Below are 25,190 nucleotides of genomic sequence, written 5' to 3' on the forward strand. Positions count from 1 at the left end.
GTGCGGGCTTTTTTTTCGACAAAAAATCTAGGGGTAACAACCATGCGCGTGTTGAAGTTCGGCGGTACATCAGTGGCAAATGCAGAACGTTTTCTGCGGGTTGCCGATATTCTGGAGAGCAATGCCAGGCAGGGGCAGGTAGCAACCGTCCTGTCTGCCCCGGCGAAAATTACCAACCATCTGGTCGCAATGATTGAAAAAACCATCGGCGGCCAGGACGCGCTCACCAATATCTCCGACGCTGAACGCATTTTTGCTGAACTGCTGCAGGGCCTCGCCGACGCGCAACCGGGGTTCCCGCTGGCACAGCTGAAAGCCTTTGTCGCGCAAGAGTTTGCCCAGATTAAACACGTGTTGCACGGTATCAGCCTGCTTGGTCAGTGCCCCGATAGCGTCAACGCCGCGCTGATTTGCCGCGGCGAGAAGCTGTCTATCGCCGTGATGGCGGGGCTGCTGGAAGCACGCGGTCACAAAGTTAGCGTGATTAACCCCGTCGAAAAACTGCTGGCCGTTGGCCATTACCTCGAATCCACTGTCGATATCGCTGAATCGACCCGCCGCATTACCGCCAGCCATATTCCATCCGACCATATGGTGCTGATGGCCGGGTTTACCGCCGGTAACGAAAAAGGGGAACTGGTGGTGCTGGGACGCAATGGCTCAGACTACTCTGCTGCCGTGCTGGCCGCCTGCCTGCGCGCCGACTGTTGTGAAATCTGGACCGACGTCGATGGGGTATATACCTGCGACCCGCGTCAGGTTCCCGATGCGCGTCTGCTGAAGTCGATGTCATATCAGGAAGCGATGGAGCTATCCTACTTCGGGGCGAAAGTTCTGCATCCGCGCACCATTGCTCCTATCGCTCAGTTCCAGATTCCCTGCCTGATCAAGAATACCGGTAATCCGCAGGCGCCAGGTACGCTGATCGGCGCCAGCCTTGATGAAGACGGTCTGCCGGTCAAAGGCATCTCCAACCTCAATAATATGGCGATGTTCAACGTCTCCGGCCCGGGGATGAAAGGCATGGTCGGTATGGCCGCTCGCGTGTTTGCCACCATGTCCCGCGCCGGAATTTCGGTTGTGCTGATTACCCAGTCGTCATCGGAATACAGCATCAGTTTCTGCGTACCGCAGAGCGACTGCGCGCGCGCAAAACGGGTAATGGAAGATGAGTTCTATCTGGAGCTGAAAGAGGGCCAGCTGGAGCCGCTATCGATCATGGATCGTCTGGCGATTATCTCCGTGGTGGGCGACGGTATGCGCACGCTGCGCGGCATCTCGGCGAAGTTCTTCGCCGCGCTGGCCCGCGCTAATATCAATATCGTGGCGATTGCCCAGGGCTCTTCTGAGCGTTCTATCTCCGTGGTGGTCAGCAATGATGATGCGACCACCGGGGTGCGCGTGACCCATCAGATGCTGTTCAACACCGATCAGGTCATTGAGGTCTTTGTTATCGGCGTCGGCGGTGTCGGCGGCGCGCTGATTGAACAGATCAAGCGTCAGCAGGGCTGGCTGAAGAACAAACATATCGACCTGCGCGTCTGCGGCGTGGCGAATTCACAGGCCCTGCTGACTAACGTGCACGGGTTGAATCTCGAGAACTGGCGCGCGGAACTGGCCGAAGCGAAAGAGTCGTTGAACCTGGGCCGTCTGATTCGCCTGGTCAAGGAGTACCATCTGCTGAACCCGGTTATCGTCGACTGTACCTCCAGCCAGGCGGTCGCCGATCAGTACGCCGATTTCCTGCGCGAAGGTTTCCACGTGGTGACGCCGAACAAAAAGGCCAATACCTCTTCGCTGGATTACTACCATCAGCTGCGCCATGCCGCCAGCAGTTCGCGACGTAAATTCCTCTACGACACCAACGTTGGCGCCGGTCTGCCGGTAATTGAAAATCTGCAAAACCTGCTGAACGCCGGCGATGAGCTGCTGCACTTCTCCGGTATTCTTTCCGGCTCCCTGTCGTTTATTTTCGGTAAGCTGGATGAGGGAATGAATCTCTCTGAGGCAACAACGCTGGCGCGCGAGATGGGCTATACCGAACCGGATCCGCGAGACGACCTTTCAGGCGTCGATGTTGCGCGCAAGCTGCTGATTCTGGCCCGTGAAACCGGCCGTGAGCTGGAGCTGTCTGACATTGTCGTCGAACCGGTACTGCCTGCACAATTTGATGCCAGCGGCGACGTTGAGAGCTTTATGGCGCGCTTGCCTTCGCTGGATAACGAGTTTGCCTCCCGGGTTGCCCAGGCACGTGATGAAGGTAAAGTCTTGCGTTACGTCGGTAACATCGAAGAGGATGGGACCTGTCGCGTGAAAATTGCCGCCGTTGACGGTAACGACCCGCTGTACAAAGTGAAAAATGGTGAAAACGCCCTGGCCTTTTACAGCCATTATTATCAGCCGCTGCCGCTGGTGCTGCGCGGCTATGGTGCAGGTAACGACGTCACGGCGGCCGGTGTGTTTGCTGACCTGTTGCGCACCCTGTCATGGAAGTTAGGAGTTTAAGATGGTCAAAGTATATGCCCCGGCTTCCAGTGCCAATATGAGCGTCGGGTTTGATGTGCTGGGCGCGGCGGTAACGCCGGTCGATGGCACCCTGCTGGGGGACAACGTTTCGGTCGAGGCGGCGGACAGCTTCAGCCTGCAAAACGTTGGCCGCTTTGCCAGCAAGCTGCCCTCCGTGCCGCAGGAGAACATTGTTTACCAGTGCTGGGAGCGTTTCTGCCAGGAGATCGGCAAAAAAGTTCCGGTGTCGATGGTGCTGGAAAAAAATATGCCGATTGGTTCCGGGCTCGGTTCCAGCGCCTGCTCTGTCGTCGCCGCGCTGGTGGCGATGAATGAATTCTGCGGTAAGCCGCTGAATGAGATGCGTATGCTGGCGCTGATGGGGGAGATGGAAGGGCGTATTTCCGGCAGTATCCACTATGACAACGTTGCGCCCTGCTACCTGGGCGGCATGCAGCTGATGATTGAAGAGAATGGCATCATCAGCCAGCAGGTTCCGGGTTTCGACGAATGGCTGTGGGTACTGGCTTATCCGGGAATTAAAGTTTCGACGGCGGAAGCGCGTGCCATCCTCCCGGCGCAGTATCGCCGCCAGGACTGTATCGCTCACGGTCGTCATCTGGCGGGCTTTATTCATGCCTGCTACACCCGCCAGCCGCAGCTGGCAGCGAAATTGATGAAAGATGTGATTGCCGAACCGTATCGCACCAAACTGCTGCCGGGCTTCAGCGAAGCGCATCAGGCGGCGATGGAGATCGGTGCGCAGGCGTGCGGCATCTCAGGCTCTGGCCCGACGCTGTTTGCGCTGTGCGATAAGCCGGAAACCGCGCAGCGCGTTGCGGACTGGCTGGGCACGCATTATCTGCAGAATCAGGAAGGCTTCGTTCATATTTGCCGGCTGGATACGGCGGGCGCACGAGTAGTGGGATAACCAATGAAACTCTATAATTTAAAAGATCATAACGAACAGGTCAGCTTTGCGCAGGCCGTGACGCAGGGGCTTGGCAAGCAACAGGGGCTGTTCTTTCCGCACGACCTGCCGGAATTTAGCCTGACTGAAATTGACGATATGCTGGAGATGGATTTGGCCTCCCGTAGCGCCAGAATTCTGTCGGCCTTTATTGGCGACGAGATCCCGCAGGAGATCCTCAAAGAGCGCATCGCTGCCGCTTTCACCTTCCCGGCTCCGGTCAGCAAGGTGCAGGATGATATCGGCTGTCTGGAGCTGTTCCACGGCCCGACGCTGGCGTTTAAGGATTTCGGCGGGCGCTTTATGGCGCAGATGCTGACTCATATCGCCGGCGACAAACCGGTGACGATTCTGACCGCCACCTCCGGGGATACCGGCGCGGCAGTGGCGCATGCGTTTTACGGCCTGCCGAATGTCAAAGTCGTTATTCTGTATCCGCGCGGCAAGATCAGCCCGCTGCAGGAAAAACTGTTCTGCACCCTGGGTGGCAACATTGAAACCGTGGCGATTGATGGCGACTTCGATGCCTGTCAGGCGCTGGTAAAACAGGCTTTTGACGATGAAGAACTGAAGGTCGCTCTGGGCCTGAACTCGGCGAATTCCATCAATATCAGCCGTCTGCTGGCGCAGATTTGCTATTACTTCGAAGCGGTCGCGCAGCTGCCGCAGGAAGCCCGCAACCAGCTGGTCATTTCCGTGCCGAGCGGGAACTTTGGCGATCTGACCGCCGGTCTGCTGGCGAAGTCTTTAGGTCTGCCGATTAAGCGCTTTATTGCCGCCACCAACGCCAATGATACCGTGCCGCGCTTCCTGCAGGACGGCAACTGGGCGCCGAAAGCGACCCAGGCGACGCTGTCTAACGCGATGGATGTCAGTCAGCCGAACAACTGGTCGCGCGTGGAAGAGCTGTTCCGTCGCAAAGTCTGGCGTCTGAACGAGCTGGGCTATGCAGCCGTGGACGATGAAACCACCAAACAGGCGATGCGCGAGCTGAAAGCCATTGGCTACACCTCAGAGCCGCACGCGGCCATCGCCTGGCGCGCGCTGCGCGACCAGCTGCAGCCGGGCGAATACGGTCTGTTCCTCGGTACCGCGCACCCGGCGAAGTTCAAGGAGAGCGTCGAGGAGATCCTTCAGCAGACGCTGCCGCTGCCGAAAGAGCTGGCCGATCGCGCTGACCTGCCGCTGCTGTCGCATAATCTGCCGGCGGATTTTGCCGCGCTGCGCCAGCTGATGATAGGCAAAGCATAACGGGACTTTTATCGCCGTATGATGTTCTCAGGCCGGGCCTCAACGCCCGGCTTTTTTATCGGCGAAAAAGGAGGAATTATGCAGAAAAAAGGCAGGGAAAATGGATGAATTACCAATAAATGCCGGGAGGCAAAGATTAGGATTGCGGAGAATAACCCGCGGTGTTGCTCAGGGGTAATCTTTGGTTATCGCCCCCGTGCGGGGACTGTTAATGAAGGGGAAACCTATGTCAACGCTGAAGTCTGTGATCCTTGCGCTTTCGATGTCGCTGGTGGCTCCTGCGGTGGTCCACGCATCGGAAATAACGCTGGTGCCGGCAGTCAAACTGCAAATTGGCGATCGCGACAATTACGGTAACTACTGGGACGGCGGTCATTGGCGCGACCACGAATGGTGGGGCCGTCATTACGACTGGCGCGATAACCACTGGCGCGCACATGATGAACATCGCCATGATCATCATGATGACCACGATCGTGGCCGCGGCCCGGATCGTGACTGGCGCCATCACTAAATCTTCCGTCCCGGTCGCCGCGAGGGCGGCCGGGAAGGGGATTAGCGTTCGTGACGTTTAAAGACCATCTCATCTTTCTTAGCGGAGGCTTCGGCGTCGAAGAAATAGCCTTCGCTGTTGAAACGGGTTAGCTGCTCAGGCTGGGTTAAACGGTTTTCAATGATATAGCGGCTCATTAACCCGCGCGCCTTTTTGGCATAGAAACTGATCACTTTAAACTGACCGTTTTTCTCATCGAGGAACACGGGCTTAATGATTCTACCCTGCAACTGTTTTGTCTTCACCGACCGGAAGTATTCGTCAGAAGCCAGGTTAATCACGATATCGTCGCCCTGGGCTTTCAGCGCCTGATTGAGTTTATCGGTAATCACTTCGCCCCAGAACTGGTAGAGATCTTTGCCTCTGCTATTTTCCAGCTTAATTCCCATTTCCAGGCGATAGGGCTGCATCAGATCCAGCGGGCGCAGCACGCCGTAGAGGCCGGAAAGCATACGCAAATGCCGTTGAGCAAAATCGAAATCGTCTTCGCTGAGGCTTTCCGCCTGCAGTCCGGTATAAACATCGCCTTTAAAAGCCAGAATCGCCTGGCGCGCGTTTTGCGGCGTGAAGTCCGGGTGCCAGTCATGAAAGCGGGTCGCATTCAGATCCGCCAGCTTATCGCTGATGCTCATCAGTTTGCCGATCTGCGGCGCCGATAGCCGGCGCGCGACGCCGATGAGCTCCTGGGAATATTCCAGCAGCTCAGGCTGGGTGTAGCGTGCTGTGGCCAGCGGGCTTTGGTAGTCGAGTGTTTTGGCAGGTGAAATAAGAATCAGCATATCCGGTCCTTGCAGGGGATTTTCCGTGACTTTAACAAAAAAACACCGCGGTGGGATCGATAGCTGCGATTGCCGCGCTATTCACGCGGCAGCTCATCCCAGGCACCTGGCGCCAGCTGCTGGTTAATTTCCGGGTAGCGCGTGGCGTCAAAGGTCGGCCGCACGCCCAGCCGTCGCTGGTTGAGATAATCACTGGCCAGGATCCGTACCGTAGGCGACAGCAGTAAAATAGCGGTCAGGTTAGTGATGGCCATCAGCGCCATGATGGTATCCGCCAGTTGCCAGACAACCGGCAAACCGACCAGCGCGCCGGTGATGACCATGACCAGGGTGAGGATCCGCAGCGCCCAGATATGACGAGGGCTGTTAATACGTAGAAATATCAGGTTATTTTCAGCATAGATGTAGTTTGCGACGATAGAACTGAAGGCAAAGAGCAGCACGACGATTGCCACGAATCCCGCCCCCCAGCCGCCGACCAGTGATGTCATGGCATGCTGGATACTCTGGATACCATTCACGGCATCTTCCGCCTCGTCCAGCGGCGCCAGCATGATGATGACGGCGCTGGCGGTGCAGATAACTATCGTATCGATGAGGACGCCAATCATTTGCACGATCCCCTGCGCAGCCGGATGCGGAGGCCAGGAAGCCGCTGCCGCCGCGGCGTTAGGCGTTGACCCCATCCCCGCTTCGTTCGAGAACATACCGCGCTGAAAGCCACTGGTGAGCGCCTGGCTGATGGTATAGCCCACTGCGCCGGCGGCGGCCTCCTGCCAGCCGAACGCACTGCGGAAAATGGACTCGAAAATGGCCGGCAGCGCCGTAATGTGCCAGAGGCCAATCAGCAGGCTGGTGGTCACCCAAAGCAGAGCCATCAGCGGCACAATCCACTGCAATAGCTTCGCCACGCCCCGCAAACCCCGTACGATAACCAGCAGGATCACCAGTGCCAGTACGCAGCCGGTAACGATAGCAGGAAGGTCAAAGGCATAGGTCATCGCATTCGCGATGGAGTTGGCCTGCACGGTGTTAAAAATAACCCCATAGGCCAGCAGGAGCAGGATAGAAAACACGATGCCCATCCAGCGCATTCCTAAACCCCGTGACATATACCAGGCCGGGCCGCCGCGAAATTGCCCGTGGGCATCGCGTTCTTTGTAGAGCTGGGCAAGAGAACATTCGGCAAAGCTGCTGGCCATGCCGAGCAGCGCAGAAACCCACATCCAGAAGACGGCGCCGGGTCCGCCGGCGGAGATAGCCAGCGCGACACCGACCAGGTTGCCGCTGCCCACGCGCGCTGCGAGGCTGGTGCACAGGGCCTGGAAAGAGGTTAACCCGCCGGGCTGAGGCTGGAGGCTTTTCTTTAGACTTTTCCCAAACTGGCGGACATAACGAAACTGAATGAATTTTGTTCGCCAGGTAAACCAGATGCCGGCGCCCAGTAACAGATAAATCATTACCGAGCCCCAGAGTATTTCATTGATAAAAGAGAAAAAATCAGGCATTAACCATCCTCTTGTCCATGCCGGAACGCTAGTGTAAGCGTTACCAATTCAAGTGACAATCCCTTAGCTTTCAGAGAATTAATTCATCCAGTTTATCACACTCTGCGCTCTTGCATGGTCCGCAGTTGCGCTGAACATGCAGCGTGTTATCATCTTGGCAGACCGGTTACATCCCCTTAACTGCTGTTTAAGAGAAACACTATCATGACGGATAAATTGACTTCTCTGCGTCAGTACACCACTGTCGTAGCTGATACCGGAGATATTGCGGCAATGAAGCTGTATCAGCCTCAGGATGCCACGACTAACCCTTCTTTGATTCTCGGTGCGGCTCAGATTCCTGAGTACCGTAAGCTGATTGATGACGCTGTCGAGTGGGCCCGCGGCCAGAGCAGCGATCGCGCTCAGCAGATTATCGATGCTTCCGATAAGCTGGCGGTGAACATTGGTCTCGAAATTCTTAAGCTGATTCCAGGCCGTATTTCGACCGAAGTTGACGCGCGCCTCTCCTATGACACCCAGGCATCTATCGCGAAAGCGAAGCGCATCATCAAACTGTACAACGATGCGGGCATCGGCAACGATCGCATTCTGATTAAACTGGCTTCGACCTGGCAGGGTATTTGCGCCGCCGAGCAGCTGGAAAAAGAAGGCATCAACTGTAACCTGACTCTGCTGTTCTCCTTCGCTCAGGCTCGCGCTTGTGCTGAGGCGGGTGTATTCCTGATCTCTCCGTTCGTTGGCCGTATTCTCGACTGGTACAAAGCGAACACCGATAAGAAAGAGTACGCGCCGGCTGAAGATCCGGGCGTCGTTTCCGTCAGTGAGATTTACGAGTACTACAAGCAGCACGGTTATGAAACTGTCGTAATGGGCGCAAGCTTCCGTAACGTCGGTGAAATCCTTGAGCTGGCTGGCTGCGATCGCCTGACTATCGCTCCGGCTCTGTTGAAAGAGCTGGCGGAAAGCGAAGGGGCTATCGAACGTAAACTGGCGTTCAGCGGCGAAGTGAAAGCACGTCCGGAACGCATCACCGAAGCCCAGTTCCTGTGGCAGCACAACCAGGATCCGATGGCGGTGGACAAGCTGGCGGAAGGTATCCGTAAGTTTGCTATCGACCAGGAAAAACTGGAAAAAATGATCGGCGACCTGCTGTAATCATTTGGGCGTGGCCGGGCTCCCGGTCACGCTACTTCTCCTGAACTCTGTCTGTATTTCCTTCCAGCGTGTATCATTCCGTCTAATTGTACAGTTTGAACGGAATAACGATGAATACCTTACGAATCGGCTTAGTTTCCATCTCCGATCGCGCCTCCAGCGGCGTCTATCAGGATAAAGGCATCCCGGCACTTGAAGAGTGGCTGGCGCGTGCGCTGACGACCCCCTTTGAGCTCGAGACCCGTCTGATCCCTGACGAACAGGTGATTATCGAACAAACGCTGTGTGAGCTGGTTGACGAGATGGCTTGCCATCTGGTGTTGACTACCGGCGGGACCGGTCCTGCCCGACGCGACGTGACGCCGGATGCCACCCTGGCCGTAGCTGACCGCGTTATGCCGGGGTTTGGTGAGCAAATGCGCCAGGTTAGCCTACACTTCGTTCCGACGGCTATCCTTTCTCGTCAGGTTGGCGTTATCCGCAAGCAGGCGCTGATTTTGAATCTGCCGGGCCAGCCGAAAGCCATTCAGGAAACCCTTGAAGGCGTTAAAGATGCGGACGGCAAGGTTCTGGTGCACGGGATCTTCGCAAGTGTACCTTATTGTGTACAGCTGCTGGAGGGGCCGTATGTGGAGACGAACGCGGAAGTTGTAGCGGCTTTTCGCCCAAAAAGCGCGAGACGCGAAACTTTATCCTGAATTTGATGCTTTCCTGACATAACCTGCATTGTCGGTGGTGTGCCGTTTTATTTACGATATAGTGTTTTTTACTTTACACATTCCGTGATGACACCTACACACCTCTGGATGAATTGCTCGTTATGTCACAACATACTCGACCTCTGAATCGACAAGATTATAAAACCCTGACGCTGGCCGCCCTTGGCGGCGCGCTGGAGTTTTATGATTTCATTATCTTTGTCTTCTTCGCCGCCGTCGTTGGCGAACTGTTCTTCCCGGCGGACATCCCGGAATGGCTGCGCCAGGTGCAGACCTTCGGCATCTTTGCCGCGGGCTACCTGGCGCGTCCACTGGGCGGCATTATCATGGCCCACTTCGGCGATCTGGTCGGGCGCAAGAAGATGTTCACCCTGAGCATTCTGCTGATGGCATTGCCGACGCTGGCGATTGGTCTGCTGCCGACCTACGCGTCGATAGGCATTGCCGCGCCGCTGCTGCTGTTGCTGATGCGCATTCTGCAGGGGGCGGCTATCGGAGGGGAGGTCCCCGGCGCCTGGGTTTTTGTCGCCGAACACGTGCCGGAAAAGCGCATTGGTATCGCCTGCGGCACCCTCACTGCCGGCCTGACGGTTGGCATTCTGCTGGGATCGGTGGTCGCGACGCTGATTAATACCAGCCTGACGCCACAGGGGATTCACGACGGCGGTTGGCGTATTCCCTTCCTGTTAGGCGGCGTATTTGGTCTGGTGGCCATGTATCTGCGTCGTTGGCTGCAGGAGACGCCGATATTTCTCGAAATGCAGCAGCGTAAGGCGTTAGCGCAGGAGCTGCCGGTCAAATCGGTGGTGCTGAAACACCAGAAAGCGGTGGTGGTCTCCATGCTGCTGACCTGGCTGTTATCCGCCGGCGTGGTGGTGGTGATCCTCATGTCACCGGTCTGGCTACAAAAGCACTACGGTTTTGCCCCGGCAACCACCCTGCAGGCCAACAGTATTGCCACCATTATGCTCTGCATCGGTTGTCTGCTGGCAGGGCTGGCGGCGGATCGTTTTGGCGCCAGTCGCACCTTCATCGTCGGCAGTTTGCTCCTGGCGGTCTCCAGCTGGGCGTTCTATCACCTTTCCGGCAGCAGTCCCGAGCAGCTGTTCCTGCTGTATGGCACGGTGGGATTGTGCGTTGGGGTTGTGGGCGCCGTGCCTTACGTCATGGTGCACGCTTTCCCGGCGGAGGTTCGCTTTACCGGCATTTCCTTCTCATATAACGTCTCTTACGCCATTTTTGGCGGCCTGACGCCGATTGCCGTGACCATGCTGATGGGGGTTTCGCCGATGGCACCTGCATGGTACGTGCTGGCACTTTCGCTGATGGGGCTGGGATTAGGGATCTGGCTGCGCCAGGGGATGGACCGTGAAGTGGCTGCCGCAGGAGGGGAGTTGCAGCGCCTGCCTTAACGTTCCGCGAGCAATACCCTCGCCCGTCGGGACGAGGGTATCTTTTATCAATGAGGTGCGCCGATCGGCAGTACGGTGCGACCAAACTGTTCGTTCAGTACTTCACCCATCGCCAGATAAATAGCGCTACCGCCGCAGACTAAACCAATCCAGCCCGCGATTTTTACCAGACCTTCATTATCTGCCAGGTGGCCGATTGCCAGCAGCGCAAACAGAACGGTCAGGCTGAGGAAAACGAATTGCAGCATTCGTGCGGCTTTCAGAGTACCGAAGAACATAAACAACGTGAAGACTCCCCACAGACCGAGGTACATGCCCAGGAAGTGCGCATCAGGCGCTTCTGCCAGGCCCATTTTCGGCATGAGAAGAATAGCGACCAACGTCAGCCAGAAGGCGCCGTAGGACGTAAAAGCAGTTAAACCAAAGGTATTACCTTTTTTAAATTCCAGCAGGCCTGCGAAAATCTGCGCAATACCGCCGTAAAAAATGCCCATCGCCAGGATAGCTACATCAAACGCGAACAGGCCGCTATTTGCCAGATTAAGCAGAATAGTGGTCATGCCGAAGCCCATAAGGCCCAGCGGTGCCGGATTAGCCAACTTAGTGTTGCCCATAATTCCTCAGAATAATGATTAGAAAGGGAAGCATTACCCCGCCACTCGGGGGCGGGGCGCGGCATCATAATGAGGCGCAGGGTAACTGTCTATGATCTGGCGGGGTATTTTTCGCCAATTTACGCTGGCGCGGATAAATGGCGATCGTTCGCTATCGGCAGGCGGGGACGGGGCGCCCGGCGGGACGCGGGTTATCGATAAAAGCCGCTTTTTTACCGGTTTATTCAGTCTGCCTTCTTTATTCCTCTCTTTACCCGGCAAGAAAGTGAAAAATTTTTTTGCTTGCCCCCTTGAGGAAGCGGTGGGCGACCCCATCTTGTAGTCAACCGCAGTGAATGAACCTGAAAAAAATGATGTCTGGGCAGTTGAAACCATAGGTTTCGCCCTTATTACAGGTTTACAACCACATGTTGATCGAATTTTTAGTGGAGACGTTTAGATGGGTAAAATTATTGGTATCGACCTGGGTACTACCAACTCTTGTGTAGCGATTATGGATGGCACTACTGCACGTGTGCTGGAGAACGCCGAAGGCGATCGCACCACGCCTTCTATCATTGCTTATACCCAGGATGGTGAAACTCTGGTTGGTCAGCCGGCTAAACGTCAGGCAGTGACAAACCCGCAAAACACCCTGTTTGCGATTAAACGCCTGATTGGTCGCCGCTTCCAGGACGAAGAAGTTCAGCGTGACGTATCCATCATGCCGTACAAAATCATCGGCGCCGACAACGGCGACGCATGGCTTGATGTGAAAGGTCAGAAAATGGCACCGCCGCAGATTTCTGCTGAAGTGCTGAAAAAAATGAAGAAAACGGCTGAAGATTACCTGGGTGAGCCGGTAACTGAAGCGGTTATCACCGTACCTGCATACTTCAACGATGCTCAGCGTCAGGCAACGAAAGATGCCGGCCGTATCGCAGGTCTGGAAGTCAAACGTATCATCAACGAACCAACCGCCGCTGCACTGGCTTACGGTCTGGATAAAGAAGTCGGCAACCGTACTATCGCGGTTTACGACCTCGGTGGTGGTACCTTCGATATCTCTATTATCGAAATCGACGAAGTTGACGGCGAAAAAACCTTCGAAGTTCTGGCAACCAACGGTGATACCCACCTGGGTGGTGAAGACTTCGACAGCCGTATGATCAACTACCTCGTTGATGAGTTTAAGAAAGATCAGGGCATTGACCTGCGTAACGATCCGCTGGCCATGCAGCGCCTGAAAGAAGCGGCTGAAAAAGCGAAAATCGAGCTTTCTTCCGCTCAGCAGACCGACGTGAACCTGCCGTACATCACTGCAGATGCCACCGGTCCGAAACACATGAACATCAAAGTGACGCGTGCGAAACTGGAAAGCCTGGTTGAAGACCTGGTTAACCGTTCTATCGAGCCGCTGAAAGTTGCTCTGCAGGACGCTGGTCTCTCCGTGTCTGACATCCAGGACGTTATCCTGGTCGGTGGTCAGACTCGTATGCCGATGGTGCAGAAGAAAGTGGCTGAGTTCTTTGGTAAAGAGCCGCGTAAAGACGTTAACCCGGATGAAGCTGTGGCGATCGGCGCTGCGGTTCAGGGTGGTGTACTGACCGGTGAAGTTAAAGACGTTCTGCTGCTGGACGTTACCCCGCTGTCGCTGGGTATCGAAACCATGGGCGGCGTGATGACTGCGCTGATCAACAAAAACACCACTATCCCGACCAAGCATAGCCAGGTGTTCTCTACTGCAGAAGACAACCAGTCTGCGGTAACCATCCACGTGATTCAGGGTGAGCGTAAACGCGCCTCCGATAACAAATCACTGGGTCAATTCAACCTGGATGGGATTAACCCGGCACCGCGCGGTATGCCGCAGATCGAAGTCACCTTCGACATCGATGCTGATGGTATCCTGCACGTGTCCGCGAAAGACAAAAACAGCGGTAAAGAGCAGAAAATCACCATTAAAGCCTCTTCTGGTCTGAACGAAGAAGAGATCGCCAAAATGGTTCGTGATGCGGAAGCGAACGCTGAATCTGACCGTAAGTTCGAAGAGCTGGTTCAGACCCGTAACCAGGGCGACCATCTGCTGCACAGCACGCGTAAGCAGGTTGAAGAAGCGGGCGACAAACTGCCGGCTGACGACAAAACTGCCATCGAGTCTGCGCTGACCGCGCTGGAAACTTCGCTGAAAGGTGAAGACAAAGCGGACATCGAAGCGAAAATGCAGGCGCTGGCTCAGGCTTCCCAGAAGCTGATGGAAATTGCTCAGCAGCAACACGCTCAGCAGCAGGCTGGCGGTGCTGAAGCTTCTGAAAGCAACGCGAAAGACGACGATGTCGTTGACGCCGAGTTTGAAGAAGTGAAAGACAAAAAATAATCGCCCTTTGAACGGGTAAAACACTGGCACGGGCGAAGAGGTTTCCTCTCCGCCCGTGCACGCATGTTAAGGGGCTGAAAAACACCAATGGCAAAGCAAGATTATTACGAGATTTTGGGCGTTTCCAAAACAGCGGAAGAGCGTGAAATCAAAAAGGCTTACAAGCGCCTGGCCATGAAATATCACCCGGACCGTAACCAGGGTGATAAAGAAGCCGAAGCGAAGTTTAAAGAAATTAAAGAAGCGTATGAAATCCTGACTGATGACCAGAAGCGTGCGGCCTACGATCAGTACGGCCACGCCGCCTTTGAACAAGGTGGCATGGGCGGCGGCGGCGGTGGTTTTGGCGGCGGTGCAGATTTCAGCGATATCTTTGGCGACGTGTTTGGCGATATCTTTGGCGGCGGTCGTGGCCGTCAGCGTGCGGCGCGTGGCGCTGACCTGCGCTACAACATGGAGCTGACGCTGGAAGAAGCCGTTCGCGGCGTGACTAAAGAGATTCGCATCCCGACGCTGGAAGAGTGTGACGTCTGCCACGGCAGCGGCGCGAAAGCCGGTAGCAAACCGCAAACCTGTCCAACCTGTCACGGTGCCGGTCAGGTGCAGATGCGTCAGGGCTTCTTCGCCGTTCAGCAAACCTGTCCGCATTGTCAGGGACGCGGTACGCTGATTAAAGATCCGTGCAACAAATGCCACGGTCACGGCCGGGTCGAGAAGACCAAAACCCTGTCGGTCAAAATCCCGGCGGGTGTGGATACCGGCGATCGTATTCGTCTTTCAGGCGAAGGCGAAGCGGGTGAGCACGGCGCTCCGGCGGGCGATCTGTACGTTCAGGTCCAGGTTAAGCAGCACGCTATCTTTGAGCGTGAAGGCAATAACCTGTACTGCGAAGTGCCGATCAACTTCACCATGGCTGCCCTCGGCGGCGAGATTGAAGTCCCGACGCTGGATGGCCGCGTCAATCTGAAAGTGCCTGGCGAAACGCAGACCGGTAAGCTCTTCCGCATGCGTGGCAAAGGGGTGAAATCCGTACGCGGTGGCGCGCAGGGCGATCTGCTGTGCCGCGTGGTGGTTGAAACGCCGGTAGGGCTGAATGAAAAACAGAAACAGCTGCTGAAGGATCTTCAGGAAAGTTTTGGCGGCCCAACGGGTGAAAAAAACAGCCCGCGCTCCAAAAGTTTCTTTGATGGCGTGAAGAAATTCTTCGACGACCTGACGCGCTAATCTACTGCGATTCTGAAAAGCCACTTTATTGTTAAAGTGGCTTTTTTGTTTCCAGCCCGCTATCTGTTAATGATGGCTGAATCCCTCCGGTCAGAGTCGCGCTTTGCCGTTTGCTTTATATCGTAAAAATCGAGCTATAACGCAATAATAATCTTATTTTTTCGAAGTGTTATGGCGACTAGAATAGTTTCATCGATGAATTAGCCTTATAGAGAGAGTAAAAGTGAAACATCTGCAGCGTTTTTTCAGTAGCGATGCTTCAGGGGGCGTTATCCTCATTTTCGCGGCCGCGTTGGCTATGCTGTTGGCTAATACTGGCGCAACCAGCGGTATTTACCACTCCTTTCTGGAAACACCCGTTCAGCTGCGTGTGGGCGCGTTGGAAATCAATAAGAACATGCTGCTGTGGATTAACGATGCGCTCATGGCCGTCTTCTTCTTGCTGATTGGCCTGGAAGTGAAGCGTGAGATGATTCAGGGGGCGCTGGCCAGCCGCCGTCAGGCCGTTTTCCCGGTCGTGGCGGCCTTAGGTGGGATGATTGTCCCGGCGCTGATCTACCTGGCGTTTAATGCTCAGGATCCGATTACCCGCGAGGGCTGGGCGATTCCGGCGGCGACCGATATCGCTTTTGCGCTGGGAGTGCTGGCGCTGTTGGGCAGTCGCGTACCGCCGGCGTTGAAAATCTTCCTGATGGCGCTGGCGATTATCGACGACCTGGGCGCCATTATCATCATTGCCCTGTTTTATACCAGCGACCTTTCCGTCCTGTCGCTGGGCGTGGCGGCAGGGGCGATTGCCGTGCTGGTCGCGCTCAATCTTTGCGGCGTCCGACGCACCGGTATCTATATCCTGGTCGGCGCGGTGCTATGGACTGCGGTCCTGAAGTCCGGGGTTCATGCGACGTTAGCCGGGGTGATCGTTGGCTTTATGATCCCGCTGAAGGAGCAGGGCGGTAAATCACCGGCTAAGCAGCTTGAGCATGTCCTGCATCCGTGGGTGGCTTACCTGATTCTGCCGCTTTTCGCCTTCGCTAACGCAGGCGTCTCGCTGCAAGGCGTAACGATTGAAGGACTGACGTCACTGCTGCCGCTGGGGATTATTGCCGGGCTGTTTATCGGCAAACCGCTGGGTATCAGCCTGTTCTGCTGGCTGGCGTTAAAACTGAAATGGGCATCGCTGCCGGAAGGGACGACCTGCAAGCAGATAGTGGCGGTCGGTATTCTGTGCGGGATTGGCTTCACGATGTCGATTTTCATCGCCAGTCTGGCCTTCAGCAGCGTTAATCCTGGCTTAATCAACTGGGCCAAGCTAGGCATCCTGATTGGATCAGTTCTGTCGGCCGTGACCGGGTATATGATACTACGCAGGCGTATTGCGGATACCACGACGGCTTAACATTCGATGGGGAGCCTGCAAGGGCTCCCCTGGCATTATCAGGGAGAGAAACATGTCGCATATTAATTACAACCACCTGTATTACTTCTGGCACGTTTACAAAGAAGGTTCTGTTGTCGGCGCCGCGGAGGCTTTGTTCCTGACGCCGCAGACCATTACCGGGCAAATCAAAGCGCTTGAAGAGCGTTTGCAGGGAAAATTGTTTAAACGCAAAGGGCGGGGGCTGGAGCCGAGTGAACTGGGCGAGCTGGTGTTCCGCTATGCAGACCGCATGTTCACGCTGAGTCAGGAGATGCTCGATATTGTGAACTACCGCAAAGAGTCTAACCTGCTGTTCGATGTCGGTGTTGCCGATGCTTTGTCGAAAAGGCTGGTGAGCGGGGTGCTGGATGCGGCGGTAGTGGATAATGAACAGATTCATCTGCGTTGCTTTGAGTCGACCCACGAAATGCTGCTTGAGCAGCTCAGCCAGCACAAGCTCGATATGATCATCTCAGACTGCCCCATCGATTCCACCCAGCAGGAAGGGCTGTTCTCTGTGCGTATCGGCGAGTGCAGCGTGAGCTTCTGGTGTATGAACCCGCCGCCGGAAAAACCGTTCCCCGCCTGTCTGGAGGAGCGTCGTCTGCTGATCCCCGGCCGGCGCTCGATGCTGGGACGCAAGCTTCTGAACTGGTTCAACTCGCAGGGGCTGAAGGTCGAGATTCTTGGTGAGTTTGATGATGCGGCGCTGATGAAGGCGTTCGGTGCGGCGCATAATGCGATTTTTGTCGCGCCGACGCTTTACGCGCATGACTTCTATCAGGATGAGACGATTATTGAGATCGGACGGATGGAGAATGTGATGGAGGAGTATCACGCCATTTTTGCCGAAAGAATGATTCAGCATCCGGCGGTGCAACGGATTTGCAATCGCGACTATTCGTCACTCTTCACGACGCCGCAGGCGTAACTGACAGGCATAAAAAAACCCGCTTTCGCGGGTTTTTTTACAAAGCGATAACAAGCAGGCGATTAAGCCAGTTTGTTGATCTGAGCGGTCAGGTTTGCTTTATGACGCGCAGCTTTGTTTTTGTGGATCAGACCTTTAGCAGCCTGACGGTCCACGATCGGTTGCATTTCGTTAAATGCTTTCAGTGCAGTAGCTTTGTCGCCAGCTTCGATAGCTGCGTATACTTTCTTGATGAAAGTACGCATCATAGAGCGACGGCTAGCGTTGTGCTTGCGGGCCTTTTCAGACTGAACGGCGCGCTTCTTAGCTGATTTGATATTAGCCAAGGTCCAACTCCCAAATGTGTTCTATATGGACAATTCAAAGGCCGAGGAATATGCCCGTTTAGCCTTCTTTTGTCAATGGATTTGTGCAAATAAGCGCCGCTTAAAACAACGACGCTTTATTACGTAGTGATGGCGCAAGATTCTACCAGCTTGTTGCTGGCGAATACAGCCTTTCCACCATAAAAATCGCTGGGCCCGGGTAGTTTTTGCCGCATTCCCGCGCTGAGTTGATGAATTCCCGGGATCTTTCGGTTAAGAGGTGCAATCGCTGGTTAACGTCGTCAGTTGTACAAGGTATACTCGGACGATTTTCACTGTTTTGAGCCAGACATGAAGCTGATACGCGGCATACATAATCTCAGTCAGGCACCGCACGGGTGCGTGCTGACCATTGGTAATTTTGACGGTGTACATCGCGGGCACCAGGCGCTGCTGCAGCGTTTGCGCGCCGAGGGCCGCCAGCGTGGTTTACCGGTGGTGGTGATGATTTTCGAACCACAGCCGCTGGAGCTGTTTGCCGCCGATAAGGCGCCAGCCCGTTTAACGCGTCTGCGGGAAAAGCTGAGCTATCTGGCTGAAAGCGGCGTCGACTATGTGCTGTGCGTGCGCTTTGACCGCCGCTTCGCCGCCCTGACCGCCCAGGATTTTATCAGCGAACTGCTGGTGCGCCGTTTAGGCGTGCAGTTCCTTGCTGTGGGTGATGATTTCCGCTTTGGCGCTGGTCGCCAGGGGGATTTCTTGTTATTACAGAAAGCCGGGGCGGAATACGGTTTTGACGTAACCAGCACCCAAACTTTCTGCGAGGGCGGTGTACGTATCAGCAGCACGGCGGTGCGCCAGGCGCTAGCGGATGACGACCTTGTGCAGGCGGAAAACCTGCTGGGCCATCCCTTTACGATCTCCGGACGCGTGGTCCACGGCGATGAGCTGGGGCGCACTATTGGTTTTCCGACGGCGAACTTACCGCTACGTCGTCAGGTTTCCCCGGTAAAAGGGGTCTATGCGGTGGAAGTGACAGGACTGGGCGACAAACCGCTGGTGGGCGTCGCCAACATTGGCACCCGTCCAACGGTTGCTGGCGTTCGCCAGCAGCTGGAAGTGCATTTGCTGGACGTTGTAATGGACCTTTATGGTCGCCATATAGATGTAATACTGCGTAAAAAAATACGTAACGAGCAGCGATTTGCGTCGCTTGATGAGCTGAAAGCGCAAATTGCACGTGATGAGTTAACGGCCCGCGAGTTCTTTGGGCTGGCCAGGCAGGCATAAGCCTGTTGGTGTTTATCAAACCGAAATACGGAACCGAGAATCTGATGAGTGACTATAAATCCACCCTGAATTTGCCGGAAACAGGGTTCCCGATGCGTGGCGATCTCGCCAAGCGCGAACCGGGAATGCTGGCGCGTTGGACCGATGATGACCTGTACGGCATCATCCGTGCAGCGAAAAAAGGCAAAAAAACCTTCATTCTGCATGATGGCCCTCCTTATGCGAATGGCAGCATTCATATTGGTCACTCGGTTAACAAGATTCTGAAAGACATTATCGTTAAGTCCAAAGGACTGACGGGCTATGACTCGCCTTACGTTCCAGGTTGGGACTGCCACGGTCTGCCGATCGAGCTGAAAGTGGAGCAGGAATATGGCAAGCCGGGTGAGAAATTCACCGCTGCTGAATTCCGCGCCAAGTGCCGCGAATATGCCGCTGAGCAGATCGACGGCCAGCGTAAAGACTTTATCCGCCTGGGCGTACTGGGCGACTGGTCGCGTCCGTACCTGACCATGGACTTCAAAACCGAAGCCAACATTATCCGTGCGCTGGGTAAAATCATCGGTAACGGCCACCTGCACAAAGGCGCGAAGCCGGTGCACTGGTGTGTCGACTGCCGTTCTGCGCTGGCTGAAGCGGAAGTCGAGTATTACGACAAAACGTCTCCTTCTATCGACGTAGCGTTCCACGCGGTAGACAAAGCCGCTGTGCTGGCGAAATTCGGCGTTGCCGATGTCACCGGCCCGGTATCACTGGTCATCTGGACCACCACCCCGTGGACCCTGCCAGCCAACCGCGCCATCTCCCTGTCGCCGGAATTCGACTATGCGTTGGTGCAGGTCGCAGGCCAGGCGCTGATCCTGGCGAAAGATCTGGTTGAAAGCGTGATGAAACGCGCGGGTATTGCGGATTACACCATCCTGGCGGCGGTGAAAGGTGATGAACTGGAACTGATGCGCTTTAAGCATCCGTTCCTCGACTTCGACGTACCGGCCATCCTCGGCGATCACGTCACTCTGGATGCGGGTACCGGTGCGGTCCATACCGCCGGCGGCCACGGTCCGGACGACTACACCATCAGCCAGAAATACGGCCTGGAAATTGCCAACCCGGTCGGCCCGGACGGTTCCTACCTGCCAGGGACCTATCCGGCGCTGGACGGTATTAACGTCTTTAAAGCCAACGACATCATCGTCGAAATGCTGCGCGAAAGCGGTGCGCTGCTGCACGTTGAGAAAATGCAGCACAGCTATCCGTGCTGCTGGCGTCACAAGTCGCCGATCATCTTCCGTGCGACCCCGCAGTGGTTCGTCAGCATGGATCAGAAAGGTCTGCGCGCGCAGTCGCTGAAAGAGATCAAAGGCGTGCAGTGGATCCCGGACTGGGGCCAGGCGCGTATCGAATCCATGGTCGCTAACCGTCCTGACTGGTGTATCTCCCGTCAGCGTACCTGGGGCGTGCCGATGTCTCTGTTTGTGCACAAAGAGACGCAGGAACTGCACCCGAATACCCTGGAACTGATGGAAGAAGTGGCGAAGCGCGTTGAAGTTGACGGCATTCAGGCGTGGTGGGATCTCGATTCCCGCGACATCCTGGGCGCTGACGCGGACAACTACGAGAAAGTGCCGGATACCCTGGACGTGTGGTTCGATTCCGGATCTACCCACTCCTCCGTTGTTGACGTACGCCCTGAATTCTCCGGTCACGCCGCCGATATGTACCTGGAAGGTTCTGACCAGCATCGCGGCTGGTTCATGTCCTCGCTGATGATCTCCACGGCGATGAAGGGCAAAGCGCCGTACCGCCAGGTGCTGACGCACGGTTTCACCGTAGATGGTCAGGGACGTAAAATGTCCAAATCCATCGGTAACACCGTCTCTCCGCAGGATGTGATGAATAAACTGGGCGCGGATATCCTGCGTCTGTGGGTCGCGTCTACCGATTACACCGGCGAAATGGCGGTCTCTGACGAGATCCTTAAACGTGCTGCCGACAGCTATCGTCGTATCCGTAACACCGCACGCTTCCTGCTGGCGAACCTTAACGGTTTCGATCCGGTCAAAGATATGGTGAAACCGGAAGAGATGGTGGTGCTCGATCGGTGGGCGGTAGGCTGCGCGCAAGCGGCGCAGGAAGATATCCTGAAGGCCTACGAATCGTATGATTTCCACGAAGTGGTGCAGCGCCTGATGCGCTTCTGCTCCATCGAAATGGGCTCGTTCTATCTCGACATCATCAAAGATCGCCAGTACACCGCGAAAGCGGACAGCGTGGCGCGTCGCAGCTGCCAGACCGCGCTGTTCCATATTGTGGAAGCGCTGGTTCGCTGGATGGCGCCGATCATGTCCTTCACCGCAGACGAAATCTGGGGCTACCTGCCGGGTTCCCGCGAGAAATACGTCTTCACCGGTGAGTGGTATGAAGGTCTGTTCGGCCTGGCCGATGACGAAGCGATGAACGACGACTTCTGGGACGACCTGCTGCAGGTACGTGGCGAAGTCAACAAGGTCATCGAGCAGGCGCGTGCCGACAAGCTGGTGGGCGGTTCTCTGGAAGCGGCGGTCACGCTGTATGCCGATGCCGATCTGGCCGCGAAGCTGAACGCGCTGGGCAGCGAATTACGATTTGTCCTGTTGACCTCCGGGGCGACGGTTGCCGATTATGCACAGGCGCCGGCGGATGCCTGGCAGAGTGAACTGCTGAAAGGTCTGAAAGTCGTGCTGAGTAAAGCCGAAGGCGAGAAATGCCCACGCTGCTGGCACTATACCAGCGATGTCGGCAAGGTGGCGGAACACGCGGAAATCTGCGGTCGCTGTGTCAGCAACGTCGCCGGTGACGGCGAAAAACGTAAGTTTGCCTGATGAGTAAATCTGTCTGTTCAACGGGGCTACGCTGGCTTTGGGTCGTTGTAGCCGTGCTGATTATTGACCTGGGCAGTAAATTCCTGATCCTCCAGAACTTTGCTCTGGGGGATACGGTATCGCTGTTCCCGTCGCTTAATCTGCATTATGCGCGTAACTATGGCGCGGCTTTTAGTTTCCTTGCCGATAGCGGCGGCTGGCAGCGCTGGTTCTTTGCCGGCATTGCCATCGGTATCTGCGTGATTCTGGCGGTATTGATGTATCGCTCAAAAGCCACGCAAAAGCTGAACAACATTGCCTACGCGCTGATTATTGGCGGCGCGCTGGGGAATTTGTTTGATCGGCTATGGCATGGTTTTGTCGTCGATATGATTGATTTCTACGTCGGGGACTGGCATTTCGCTACCTTCAACCTCGCCGATACCGCAATTTGTATCGGCGCGGCGCTGATTGTGCTGGAAGGCTTCCTGCCAAAACCTTCGGCGAAAGAGCCGGTGTAAATGTAAATGTCGGGTGGCGCTGCGCTTACCCGGCCTACAGAATTTGTGCCCTTCCGTAGGCCCGGTAAGCGTAGCGTCACCGGGCAAACAGGCGGGCCAAAACAAGCGAGCAATTTGCATGTCTAAATCCGTACAGAGCAACAGCGCGATCCTCGTTCACTTCACGCTGAAACTGGATGATGGCTCAACGGCTGAATCCACCCGCAATAACGGCAAACCTGCCCTGTTTCGCCTTGGCGACACCTCTCTGTCTGAAGGTCTTGAACAACAGCTTCTGGGTCTGAAAGAGGGTGAGAAAAAGGTATTTTCGCTGGAGCCCGATGCCGCGTTTGGCGTGCCAAGCCCGGATCTTATCCAGTATTTTTCCCGTCGTGAATTTATCGATGCGGGAGAGCCGGAAATTGGCGCGATTATGCTCTTTACCGCAATGGATGGCAGCGAAATGCCCGGCGTGATTCGTGAAGTGAACGGCGATTCGATCACCGTGGATTTCAACCACCCGCTGGCCGGGCGCACCGTCCATTTTGATATTGAAGTGCTGGAAATCGATCCGGCGCTGGAGGAGTGAAATGCAGATCCTGTTGGCTAACCCGCGCGGCTTCTGCGCCGGCGTTGACCGCGCTATCAGCATTGTCGAAAACGCGCTGACGCTCTACGGCGCGCCGATCTATGTGCGTCATGAAGTGGTGCATAACCGCTATGTGGTCGATAGCCTGCGCAAGCGCGGAGCCATTTTTATCGAACAGATTAGCGAAGTGCCTGATGGCGCGATCCTGATTTTCTCCGCGCACGGCGTGTCTCAGGCGGTGCGTAATGAAGCGAAAAACCGCGATCTGACGGTCTTTGACGCGACCTGTCCGCTGGTGACCAAAGTGCATATGGAAGTTGCCCGCGCCAGTCGTCGTGGCGAAGAGTCGATCCTGATTGGCCATGCCGGTCACCCGGAAGTCGAAGGGACGATGGGCCAGTACAGCAACCCGGAAGGGGGAATGTATCTGGTAGAATCGCCCGATGACGTCTGGAAGCTGGAGGTGAAAAACGACGCCCGGCTGTCGTTTATGACGCAGACCACCCTCTCGGTAGATGACACTTCGGATGTGATCGACGCGCTGCGCGAACGCTTCCCAAAAATCGTCGGGCCGCGCAAAGACGATATCTGTTACGCAACCACCAACCGTCAGGAAGCGGTGCGTGCGCTGGCGGAACAGGCCGATGTCGTGCTGGTGGTGGGGTCGAAAAACTCCTCTAACTCCAACCGTCTGGCGGAGCTCGCTCAGCGGATGGGGAAAGCAGCCTATCTGATTGACGACGCGACGGATATTCAGGAAGCGTGGGTCAAAGAGGCCGCGTGCGTTGGCGTGACCGCAGGCGCATCGGCCCCGGATATTCTGGTGCAGAACGTGATTGCGCGTCTGCAGGCGCTGGGCGGTGGAGAAGCCGTCCCGCTGGAAGGGCGTGAAGAGAATATCGTTTTCGAAGTACCGAAAGAGCTGCGGGTTGATGTCCGTGAAGTAGACTAAGTTCTTTCGCCAGCGAATGTGAGAAGATGCCAGACTTAACGTCTGGCATTTTTTTTGGGAGAAACGATGCGCTTACCGATCATTCTTGATACCGATCCCGGCATTGACGACGCGGCGGCGATCGCCGCTGCGCTGTTTGCCCCCGAGCTCGATCTGCAGCTGATGACGACGGTGGCGGGGAACGTGTCGGTGGAAAAAACCACCCGTAATGCCCTGCAGCTACTGCATTTCTGGCAGGCGAAGGTTCCGCTGGCTCAAGGGGCGTCGATGCCGCTTTTGCGCCCGCTGCGCGATGCGGCCTCCGTGCACGGTGAGTCCGGTATGGAAGGGTATGATTTTGTCGAGCATGACTGCCAGCCATTGCCGAAACCGGCCTTTCAGGCCATTCGCGACGCGCTGATGCATGCTCAGGAGCCCATTACGCTGGTGGCGATTGGTCCGTTGACCAATATTGCGCTGCTCCTGACGCAGTATCCGGAATGTCGCTTTAATATTCGCCGGCTGGTGATCATGGGCGGTTCTGCCGGGCGCGGTAACTTCACGCCCAATGCGGAGTTCAATATTGCTATCGACCCGGAAGCCGCGGCCAGCGTATTTCGCAGCGGTCTGGAGATCGTGATGTGCGGTCTCGACGTGACGAACCGGGCGATGCTGACGCCGGAGTACCTCGCCACGCTGCCCGCGCTGAACAACACCGGAAAGATGCTCCACGCGCTGTTCAGCCATTATCGCAGCGGCAGCATGAGCAGCGGGCTACGTATGCATGACCTGTGCGCCATTGCCTGGCTGGTGCGCCCCGAGCTGTTTACCCTACAACCGTGCTTTGTGGCGGTGGAAACGCAGGGGACCTGGACATCCGGTACCACCGTCGTCGATATCGAAGGGCGGCTCGGGCAGCCGGCGAACGCTCGCGTTGCGCTGGAGCTGGATGTGGGCGGTTTTCAGCGCTGGGTGGCGGAAGTGTTGGCCCTGGCGCCGTAAGCGGCCTGGCGACCGTCAATTTTCTCGCTCAGATAATCAATCATGGCCCGCATTCTGGCGGGCATATGTTTATTGCCCGACCACAGCAGCCACAGCTGTCCGCTATAGCTACTGATAAACTCCCATTCTGCCAGAACCTGCACGATATCGCCCCGGGCCAGCGCGTCGCGAGCGGTAAACAGCGGCAGGCTGCCGATACCTAAATGCTGCTTCACCGCATCAAGGCGTACGGCAGTATGGTTGGCGGCGTAGCGTCCGTGAGTCTGGATAGTTAATGAGATGGTCACTCCCTCCTTCCCAGTACTATGCTGAGGACAGGCTTTCATTCGGAGAACC

General features: G+C 56.0%; 21 protein-coding genes, 2 pseudogenes and 1 other annotated feature (1 of these 24 cut by a window edge). Of the genes and pseudogenes, 18 read left to right on the forward strand and 5 right to left on the reverse strand.

Features of this window, described 5'->3' with window-relative positions; translation table 11 throughout:
* Positions 1-17: a sequence feature (Thr leader region), on the forward strand (it extends 101 nt beyond the left edge of the window).
* A 25-nt stretch (positions 18-42) separates the two neighbouring features.
* The 4 genes from thrA (at position 43) to MC50_RS12145 (ending at position 5,240) form a co-directional block, all read left to right on the forward strand.
* Complete coding sequence (gene thrA, locus MC50_RS12130; RefSeq protein ID WP_032689551.1) at positions 43-2,505, forward strand: bifunctional aspartate kinase/homoserine dehydrogenase I; 2,463 nt, start codon at positions 43-45, stop codon at positions 2,503-2,505.
* Position 2,506: 1 nt separating this feature from the next.
* Complete coding sequence (thrB, locus tag MC50_RS12135) at positions 2,507-3,436, forward strand: homoserine kinase (RefSeq protein WP_047663997.1); 930 nt, start codon at positions 2,507-2,509, stop codon at positions 3,434-3,436.
* A 3-nt stretch (positions 3,437-3,439) separates the two neighbouring features.
* Complete coding sequence (thrC, locus tag MC50_RS12140) at positions 3,440-4,726, forward strand: threonine synthase (RefSeq protein ID WP_047663999.1); 1,287 nt, start codon at positions 3,440-3,442, stop codon at positions 4,724-4,726.
* Between the two features lie 226 nt (positions 4,727-4,952).
* A complete protein-coding gene (locus tag MC50_RS12145) occupies positions 4,953-5,240 on the forward strand; it encodes a DUF2502 domain-containing protein (RefSeq protein ID WP_032697231.1) in 288 nt (95 codons plus the stop codon).
* Positions 5,241-5,281: 41 nt separating this feature from the next.
* Here the strand turns inward: MC50_RS12145 and yaaA are convergent, their stop codons facing one another.
* Entirely contained in the window at positions 5,282-6,058 is a 777-nt protein-coding gene (yaaA, locus tag MC50_RS12150; protein ID WP_032698197.1) for a peroxide stress protein YaaA, read from the reverse strand.
* Between the two features lie 77 nt (positions 6,059-6,135).
* Positions 6,136-7,566 (reverse strand): alanine/glycine:cation symporter family protein, encoded by a 1,431-nt coding sequence (locus tag MC50_RS12155; RefSeq protein ID WP_032698195.1) that lies wholly within the window; start codon positions 7,564-7,566, stop codon positions 6,136-6,138.
* 204 nt (positions 7,567-7,770) lie between these two features.
* Between MC50_RS12155 and tal the strand changes: the two genes are divergently transcribed.
* The 3 genes from tal to MC50_RS12170 all read left to right on the forward strand — a co-directional run bounded on the left by tal (position 7,771) and on the right by MC50_RS12170 (position 10,855).
* Positions 7,771-8,724, forward strand: a complete 954-nt coding sequence (gene tal / locus MC50_RS12160; protein WP_004857701.1) for a transaldolase — start codon at positions 7,771-7,773, stop codon at positions 8,722-8,724.
* A gap of 110 nt (positions 8,725-8,834) precedes the next feature.
* Positions 8,835-9,422, forward strand: coding sequence for a molybdopterin adenylyltransferase (gene mog, locus MC50_RS12165; RefSeq protein ID WP_032689545.1), 588 nt, complete (start codon positions 8,835-8,837; stop codon positions 9,420-9,422).
* A 122-nt stretch (positions 9,423-9,544) separates the two neighbouring features.
* A complete protein-coding gene (locus MC50_RS12170; protein WP_047664003.1) occupies positions 9,545-10,855 on the forward strand; it encodes an MFS transporter in 1,311 nt (436 codons plus the stop codon).
* Between the two features lie 47 nt (positions 10,856-10,902).
* Here MC50_RS12170 and satP read toward each other — a convergent pair whose 3' ends face one another.
* Positions 10,903-11,469 carry an acetate uptake transporter gene (gene satP, locus MC50_RS12175; protein WP_004857706.1) on the reverse strand — a complete coding sequence of 189 codons (567 nt, stop codon included), beginning with the start codon at positions 11,467-11,469 and terminating at the stop codon, positions 10,903-10,905.
* 439 nt (positions 11,470-11,908) lie between these two features.
* Here satP and dnaK point away from each other — a divergent pair, with 439 nt between their 5' ends.
* The 4 genes from dnaK (at position 11,909) to nhaR (ending at position 17,397) form a co-directional block, all read left to right on the forward strand.
* Complete coding sequence (gene dnaK, locus MC50_RS12185) at positions 11,909-13,825, forward strand: molecular chaperone DnaK (protein ID WP_004857708.1); 1,917 nt, start codon at positions 11,909-11,911, stop codon at positions 13,823-13,825.
* Positions 13,826-13,912: 87 nt separating this feature from the next.
* Positions 13,913-15,049 carry a molecular chaperone DnaJ gene (gene dnaJ / locus MC50_RS12190; protein ID WP_032697234.1) on the forward strand — a complete coding sequence of 379 codons (1,137 nt, stop codon included), beginning with the start codon at positions 13,913-13,915 and terminating at the stop codon, positions 15,047-15,049.
* Positions 15,050-15,272: 223 nt separating this feature from the next.
* Positions 15,273-16,445 (forward strand): Na+/H+ antiporter NhaA, encoded by a 1,173-nt coding sequence (nhaA, locus tag MC50_RS12195; RefSeq protein ID WP_032697235.1) that lies wholly within the window; start codon positions 15,273-15,275, stop codon positions 16,443-16,445.
* A 52-nt stretch (positions 16,446-16,497) separates the two neighbouring features.
* On the forward strand, positions 16,498-17,397 hold the full coding sequence (gene nhaR / locus MC50_RS12200; RefSeq protein WP_032689541.1) for a transcriptional activator NhaR: 900 nt from the start codon (positions 16,498-16,500) through the stop codon (positions 17,395-17,397).
* A gap of 62 nt (positions 17,398-17,459) precedes the next feature.
* On the opposite strand, the gene rpsT is transcribed toward nhaR, so the two are convergent.
* Complete coding sequence (gene rpsT / locus MC50_RS12205) at positions 17,460-17,723, reverse strand: 30S ribosomal protein S20 (RefSeq protein ID WP_003018940.1); 264 nt, start codon at positions 17,721-17,723, stop codon at positions 17,460-17,462.
* Positions 17,724-17,842: 119 nt separating this feature from the next.
* On the opposite strand from rpsT, the pseudogene MC50_RS28830 reads away from it, so the two are divergent.
* From MC50_RS28830 to rihC, 7 genes and pseudogenes are all read left to right on the forward strand, one after another.
* Positions 17,843-18,046 (forward strand): annotated as a pseudogene (locus MC50_RS28830) (DUF2575 domain-containing protein); the annotation flags it as partial.
* Between the two features lie 7 nt (positions 18,047-18,053).
* Positions 18,054-18,992 (forward strand): bifunctional riboflavin kinase/FAD synthetase, encoded by a 939-nt coding sequence (gene ribF, locus MC50_RS12215; protein WP_004857719.1) that lies wholly within the window; start codon positions 18,054-18,056, stop codon positions 18,990-18,992.
* Between the two features lie 44 nt (positions 18,993-19,036).
* The gene (gene ileS / locus MC50_RS12220; RefSeq protein WP_032689575.1) at positions 19,037-21,853 is read left to right on the forward strand and encodes an isoleucine--tRNA ligase; all 2,817 of its coding nucleotides are present in this window, start codon (positions 19,037-19,039) and stop codon (positions 21,851-21,853) included.
* Complete coding sequence (gene lspA, locus MC50_RS12225) at positions 21,853-22,353, forward strand: signal peptidase II (RefSeq protein WP_032689540.1); 501 nt, start codon at positions 21,853-21,855, stop codon at positions 22,351-22,353. Before ileS ends, lspA begins: the two co-directional genes overlap by 1 nt.
* A 118-nt stretch (positions 22,354-22,471) precedes the next feature.
* A complete protein-coding gene (fkpB, locus tag MC50_RS12230; RefSeq protein ID WP_032689539.1) occupies positions 22,472-22,921 on the forward strand; it encodes an FKBP-type peptidyl-prolyl cis-trans isomerase in 450 nt (149 codons plus the stop codon).
* 1 nt (position 22,922) lies between these two features.
* Complete coding sequence (ispH, locus tag MC50_RS12235) at positions 22,923-23,873, forward strand: 4-hydroxy-3-methylbut-2-enyl diphosphate reductase (protein ID WP_032689538.1); 951 nt, start codon at positions 22,923-22,925, stop codon at positions 23,871-23,873.
* 66 nt (positions 23,874-23,939) lie between these two features.
* A complete protein-coding gene (rihC, locus tag MC50_RS12240) occupies positions 23,940-24,854 on the forward strand; it encodes a ribonucleoside hydrolase RihC (protein ID WP_032689537.1) in 915 nt (304 codons plus the stop codon).
* On the opposite strand, the pseudogene MC50_RS12245 reads toward rihC, so the two are convergent.
* Positions 24,815-25,126: pseudogene (locus MC50_RS12245) on the reverse strand (LysR substrate-binding domain-containing protein); the annotation flags it as partial. The gene rihC and the pseudogene MC50_RS12245 sit on opposite strands and share 40 nt — an antisense overlap.
* Between the last annotated feature and the right edge of the window lie 64 nt (positions 25,127-25,190).

Source organism: Klebsiella planticola (genome assembly GCF_000783935.2).
Classification (GTDB): domain Bacteria; phylum Pseudomonadota; class Gammaproteobacteria; order Enterobacterales; family Enterobacteriaceae; genus Klebsiella; species Klebsiella planticola.

What these genes read in the sequence shown, in the direction of transcription:
- ispH (WP_032689538.1), top strand. Translation starts at nt 22,923, where the DNA reads ATGCAGATCCTGTTGGCTAACCCGCGCGGCTTCTGCGCCGGCGTTGAC.
- MC50_RS12145 (WP_032697231.1), top strand. Translation starts at nt 4,953, where the DNA reads ATGTCAACGCTGAAGTCTGTGATCCTTGCGCTTTCGATGTCGCTGGTG.
- thrA (WP_032689551.1), top strand. Translation starts at nt 43, where the DNA reads ATGCGCGTGTTGAAGTTCGGCGGTACATCAGTGGCAAATGCAGAACGT.
- MC50_RS12155 (WP_032698195.1), bottom strand. Translation starts at nt 7,566, where the DNA reads ATGCCTGATTTTTTCTCTTTTATCAATGAAATACTCTGGGGCTCGGTA.
- satP (WP_004857706.1), bottom strand. Translation starts at nt 11,469, where the DNA reads ATGGGCAACACTAAGTTGGCTAATCCGGCACCGCTGGGCCTTATGGGC.
- ileS (WP_032689575.1), top strand. Translation starts at nt 19,037, where the DNA reads ATGAGTGACTATAAATCCACCCTGAATTTGCCGGAAACAGGGTTCCCG.
- fkpB (WP_032689539.1), top strand. Translation starts at nt 22,472, where the DNA reads ATGTCTAAATCCGTACAGAGCAACAGCGCGATCCTCGTTCACTTCACG.
- thrB (WP_047663997.1), top strand. Translation starts at nt 2,507, where the DNA reads ATGGTCAAAGTATATGCCCCGGCTTCCAGTGCCAATATGAGCGTCGGG.
- dnaJ (WP_032697234.1), top strand. Translation starts at nt 13,913, where the DNA reads ATGGCAAAGCAAGATTATTACGAGATTTTGGGCGTTTCCAAAACAGCG.
- dnaK (WP_004857708.1), top strand. Translation starts at nt 11,909, where the DNA reads ATGGGTAAAATTATTGGTATCGACCTGGGTACTACCAACTCTTGTGTA.
- tal (WP_004857701.1), top strand. Translation starts at nt 7,771, where the DNA reads ATGACGGATAAATTGACTTCTCTGCGTCAGTACACCACTGTCGTAGCT.
- rihC (WP_032689537.1), top strand. Translation starts at nt 23,940, where the DNA reads ATGCGCTTACCGATCATTCTTGATACCGATCCCGGCATTGACGACGCG.
- yaaA (WP_032698197.1), bottom strand. Translation starts at nt 6,058, where the DNA reads ATGCTGATTCTTATTTCACCTGCCAAAACACTCGACTACCAAAGCCCG.
- lspA (WP_032689540.1), top strand. Translation starts at nt 21,853, where the DNA reads ATGAGTAAATCTGTCTGTTCAACGGGGCTACGCTGGCTTTGGGTCGTT.
- MC50_RS12170 (WP_047664003.1), top strand. Translation starts at nt 9,545, where the DNA reads ATGTCACAACATACTCGACCTCTGAATCGACAAGATTATAAAACCCTG.
- ribF (WP_004857719.1), top strand. Translation starts at nt 18,054, where the DNA reads ATGAAGCTGATACGCGGCATACATAATCTCAGTCAGGCACCGCACGGG.
- nhaR (WP_032689541.1), top strand. Translation starts at nt 16,498, where the DNA reads ATGTCGCATATTAATTACAACCACCTGTATTACTTCTGGCACGTTTAC.
- mog (WP_032689545.1), top strand. Translation starts at nt 8,835, where the DNA reads ATGAATACCTTACGAATCGGCTTAGTTTCCATCTCCGATCGCGCCTCC.
- thrC (WP_047663999.1), top strand. Translation starts at nt 3,440, where the DNA reads ATGAAACTCTATAATTTAAAAGATCATAACGAACAGGTCAGCTTTGCG.